The 4,403-nt window shown below is 59.1% G+C and carries 3 protein-coding genes; all 3 read left to right on the top strand.

Features of this window, described 5'->3' with window-relative positions; translation table 11 throughout:
* The first annotated feature begins 387 nt into the window (after positions 1–387).
* The 3 genes from AC5ZG5_RS45715 to AC5ZG5_RS45725 all read left to right on the top strand — a co-directional run bounded on the left by AC5ZG5_RS45715 (position 388) and on the right by AC5ZG5_RS45725 (position 3,030).
* Complete coding sequence (locus AC5ZG5_RS45715; protein ID WP_456647164.1) at positions 388–576, top strand: hypothetical protein; 189 nt, start codon at positions 388–390, stop codon at positions 574–576.
* 466 nt (positions 577–1,042) lie between these two features.
* Positions 1,043–2,626, top strand: coding sequence for a tetratricopeptide repeat protein (locus AC5ZG5_RS45720; RefSeq protein ID WP_456647163.1), 1,584 nt, complete (start codon positions 1,043–1,045; stop codon positions 2,624–2,626).
* A 35-nt stretch (positions 2,627–2,661) separates the two neighbouring features.
* Positions 2,662–3,030: a hypothetical protein gene (locus tag AC5ZG5_RS45725; RefSeq protein WP_456647162.1), complete on the top strand. Its 369-nt coding sequence runs from the start codon at positions 2,662–2,664 to the stop codon at positions 3,028–3,030.
* The last annotated feature ends 1,373 nt before the right edge of the window (positions 3,031–4,403 follow it).

A 4,403-nucleotide genomic window follows, 5' to 3' on the forward strand; every position in this document is an offset into this window, starting at 1 on the left:
GACAGGACGCCCCTTGGCGCTATCGGCTTGGCCACCCTGTTTGCCGCAGCGGCCTACCGCGCGAGCGGTTTAGTCCCCTGGACCCGAAGCGGACATGCTGTTTGTAAGCTTCGATGTCGGCTTTGCGCTGTTAAGCTGATATGGACCGCGCGGCTCGACTGAGGTCAGCTTTGCGCCAGGAGGCGCGCTAGCGCTCTCCAGAGACAGTTTAGCACCCCAAAACGACCGGTGCCCGCTGATTTCCTGGATCGATCCCCGATGGCAATTCACTTCCTGAAGGCAGCTTCAACGGAATTGGAACAATGTCCAGGCGATCTGATTGGAAACTGTTAGAGCCGGGCTAGACCTATTCCTGGTGAGGCGTCTTTATCAGGGAAGGAGCATCAAATGGAAGACGAACGAAAATCATCAAAAGCGGGGGAACGGGCCGCTGAAGACTTGCGCGAGGCGACTGCTAACGAAGAAGCGAAAAACGAGAGCAAGACGGGGCACGATCTAGCTAAGGGCGCTGATCGCTTCGAAGAACGCTCTAAAAGCTCCGATGGAAAAAGCGCAGAAGAAAAGCAAAAAGGGTGAATGTATACAGCAGACCGGGCGGAGCGTTTCCTCGCAAAAGGCCTCCCCAGTAACGCCGGAGACCTTCACTACGAGGGCCTCGCAAGCCGATCGGCCCTTAGCCGTTCATAGTTCGCTTAGAAAGCGTCGGCGTCGCTTGCGCTCTGCCAATGCTTTCTCCGCTTCGGCCCGCACTTTTTCTTGCCTCGCCTCCCTCGAACACCTTAGTGGTGGCGTTTGTCTGGCATTGGTCCAAGGCTGATCTGAGCTGGCGCCAGCCAAAGTCCGCTTGTGGCCCAATGCGAAGTCAGCGCGGTTCTGAAATGGTCTGCTTATCGGGGTAGACCGGAAGTGACTGGTCGCCCTTCCGAGAGGCGCTCGTGACCCAACTCGGACATGAGTACTCCGGAACAACGGACTATCTTGTTCCGGATATCCGGGAAAGGTGATATTCTCACGCTCTCCATCAACGGCACGGAGTGGGTCCATGAAACGGGTTCCCCTCGCAATGGTCGTTGGCTTGGTGGCCGCGACCGCTTCGCAACCTGCTACCTCACAAGCTGCTGAACAACGACTGGGCAAAGTGCATTTTGCCACGTCCTGCAACCCGCAGGCCCAGGAGTTGTTCGATCTCGGCATGCTGTATCAGCACTCGTTCTGGTACAGCGCATCGAGACGCACCTTCGAGGAGGTCCTCAAGGAAGACCCGCAATGCGCCATCGCCTACTGGGGGATTGCGCTCAGCTATCTCTATAACCCGCACGCGCCGCCGCCGCCGGACAGTCTTCCTCGTGGTCTCGAAGCCGTCAAAGAAGGCCAGACGCTCGGCGCCAAGACGCAGCGCGAACGCGATTACATTGATGCGATCGCCGCGATGTACGTCGATTATGACAAGGTCGACCATCGCATACGGGTACAGAGGTATCTTGCGGCGGAAGAGCAGGTGGCGACACGCTATGCGGACGATGACGAGGCGCAGATCGCGTACGCGATCACACTCAACGTCGCAGCGTCCCCGACCGACAAGACATACGCCAACCAGCTAAAAGGTGCGGCGTTGCTGGAGCCGATCTTCAAGCGCCAGCCCGAGCACCCGGGCGTCGCCCACTATCTTATCCACCTCTACGACTGCCCGGCACTCGCGGAAAAAGGCCTCGATGCGGCAAGGCGCTATGCAAAGATCGCGGCTCACGCGCCGCACGCCCAGCACATGCCATCGCATATCTTTACCCGCGTCGGCTATTGGAAGGAGTCGATTGCCTCGAACCAGGAATCCGCGCGCCTCGCCAAGGAGGACGGCGAACAGCACGACCAAGCGCACGCGATGGACTATCTGGTCTATGCCTATCTCCAGTTGGCCGAGGACAAGGAAGCGCGCGCGGTGGTCGACGAACTCGCCAAGCTTGAGTTCAAGCTCGAGCGGTTCCCCGGCCCCTATGCGGTCGCGGCGAGCCAGGCTCGCTATGTGTTCGAACGCGGCGACTGGAAGGCGGCGGCCGCGCTCCAGGTGCGGCCGACCAAATATCCCTATGTAGATGCGATTACTTATTTTGCGCGGGCGGTCGGCGCCGCGCGGTCCGATAATACGGCTGCCGCCAAGGCCGACATCGCCAAGCTCGTCGAGTTGCGCGACAAACTGAATGAGGCAAAGGATGCCTATTGGTCCAACATCGTCGACATCCAGCGGCAGGTCGCGAGCGCCTGGGTGCTGTACGCCGAAGGCCAGTACGACGAGGCGCTCAATGCGATGAGTGCCGCTGTGGACGCGGAAGACACGACCGAGAAACATCCCGTCACTCCGGGACCGCTGGCGCCGGCGCGCGAGCTCTATGGCGCAATGTTGCTTGACCGCGGCATGGCCAAGGAAGCGCTTGCCGCCTATGAGGCCGTTCTCAAAAAGGAGCCTAATCGGCTCGTGACGTATATCGGGGTGAGCAAAAGCGCCAAGGCGTCCGGCGATCAAGTAAAGGTCCGAGAATGTGCGGTGCAGATTGCTCGGCTCACCGCTGATGCCGATGTATCGCGACCCGAGCTGATAGAAATGCGAGAGACAACCGGAAGCAAACTCTGATGCTACGGAGGATGTGGCGCGATGGTGGGGCGGCCATGCTCGGCGCCGTTGCACTGTGTCTTTGCGACGTGCCGAAGCTCGGAGCCATGGAGTTCCTTGGTCAGGCCGGTGTGCTGGGCGAATGGGAACTGACCGGCAATCTCATCGAAAGCGGGTCGGGCCCTCGCAAGGAGTTTTCCGGCCCGCTGAAGATGAAGCACGTGGGGATCTGCACTCGGGACGGACCAGAGGAACGAGCCGGAGAGATACGGCTGCAACTCGCTGGCCCGGATGCGCAGGTGGCAGCCGAGATGGTGTTGGACGGCGCTCGCTGTTCGTATACCGCCCGCAAAACGCGCGCTTACGAGGGGACGTTGTCGTGCACCGGTCGGGCATCTGTTCCGTTGCTTGTGTGGCTCAAGTAAGCCCTTGCCATCATTCTGTGTAGGGCTGTTGCAGACCGAAGGCAGTCGACAAGGTATCGCTGGGACTAGCCTGTGTCCCCGACCTTAATCGCTAGAATTTTGGATCGTGCTTAGTTAGTGGCGGGACACCTTCGACCGTTTCCGCGCGCGAACGTCCGCTGTAAAGCCCGAATGTCCGGAACTGGCGCCGAGCCGAACAACGCCTCAGCCGTTGCCACGTCTGCTGTCAGCGGCAGACCGGCATCGGTCCACGCTCACCTCATCGCCGGTTTTGACCCGGAACGGACATTCGGAACGTGTTGAAAAGCGCCTAGAGTTTCACTAACTCGGCGGGCTGCTCGCATCAGCGCTGACGATGGCAATCAGTCTGACGCGCACCGCATGCTGCCCTATGAAAGGCTGCACCAACTCGGGTTTGATATGGGCAGTGCTTCGTTCCATTAGATGGAACTATGGGCATCCTTCAAGGTACGGGAAACATTTTCAGGCTCGTGAACTTAAGCAAATCGTGGGGCCCAATCGAAAGGTCGCGATATGAAACCGACCGGTCGAACATCGGACCACATCGACCATAAGACTTCCCGGTCGATCTGTGACGAGGTGGGTAACAGGTTGCAACAGTACTTATCTCTCGAAGCCTCGCCTTTGCCGCCCTACCTCGAACGTCTAGTCAATGAATTGCGCGAACGGGAACGTCATCAAATTGATGGCCTCGGTGCGCCCGCTGACCGTTTCCTTCACGCCGCGCGGCGGTAAGTTGCGGCTGCTTGAGCGCGCAAAGCAAAAGCCGTCGCCGCTCTCAACCGGCGGCGGCCCCCGGTGCCGCCCGTATTGTCCTAATTGATTTGGACGGCGTCCTAAGTCGTTGGGAACAGTGCTTGCCGATCTGCATTACGGGTACATGCATGACGATCCGCTACTCCGACGGGTTGACCGAGCGATCCGCGAAAATCTGATAACGCGGGAGCAGGCTCGCGAGAACCTCAAGAAAGCTCGCATGAACGCAGCTCGCGTCCGCGGGATTCTGCGGATCATTCGCGCGGAGCGTGGTTCTCGTTCTCACTCGGGAGCGGCTGATATGTTCGGCCAGGCTCAGGAAAATCCAGAGGAGAATACAGCTTCTGACTCTTCGGATGGAAAGTCGTTCGGGTGACCATCCACCTTAAGCTGAAAAGAATTCCAGCCCGCCATGCCTTGTTCCTAGCAGTCAGCCGCTCAGTCTCCGTGATGGCGGCGACAACACCGCCGAAAAAGCTTTTCACCGGCATCCAAGGCATCAGTCATACCGACGAATAACATAAGTCAATCACCAGCCAAAGTTCACTTTGGAACCCAAGAGCCCGGAGATCGTTGGTCCGCATCACCGGCCGAGG

Source organism: Bradyrhizobium sp. Ses1 (assembly GCF_059512365.1).

Coding starts and splice junctions, on each gene's coding strand:
- AC5ZG5_RS45715 (WP_456647164.1), top strand. CDS start 388: ATGGAAGACGAACGAAAATCATCAAAAGCGGGGGAACGGGCCGCTGAA.
- AC5ZG5_RS45720 (WP_456647163.1), top strand. CDS start 1,043: ATGAAACGGGTTCCCCTCGCAATGGTCGTTGGCTTGGTGGCCGCGACC.
- AC5ZG5_RS45725 (WP_456647162.1), top strand. CDS start 2,662: ATGCTCGGCGCCGTTGCACTGTGTCTTTGCGACGTGCCGAAGCTCGGA.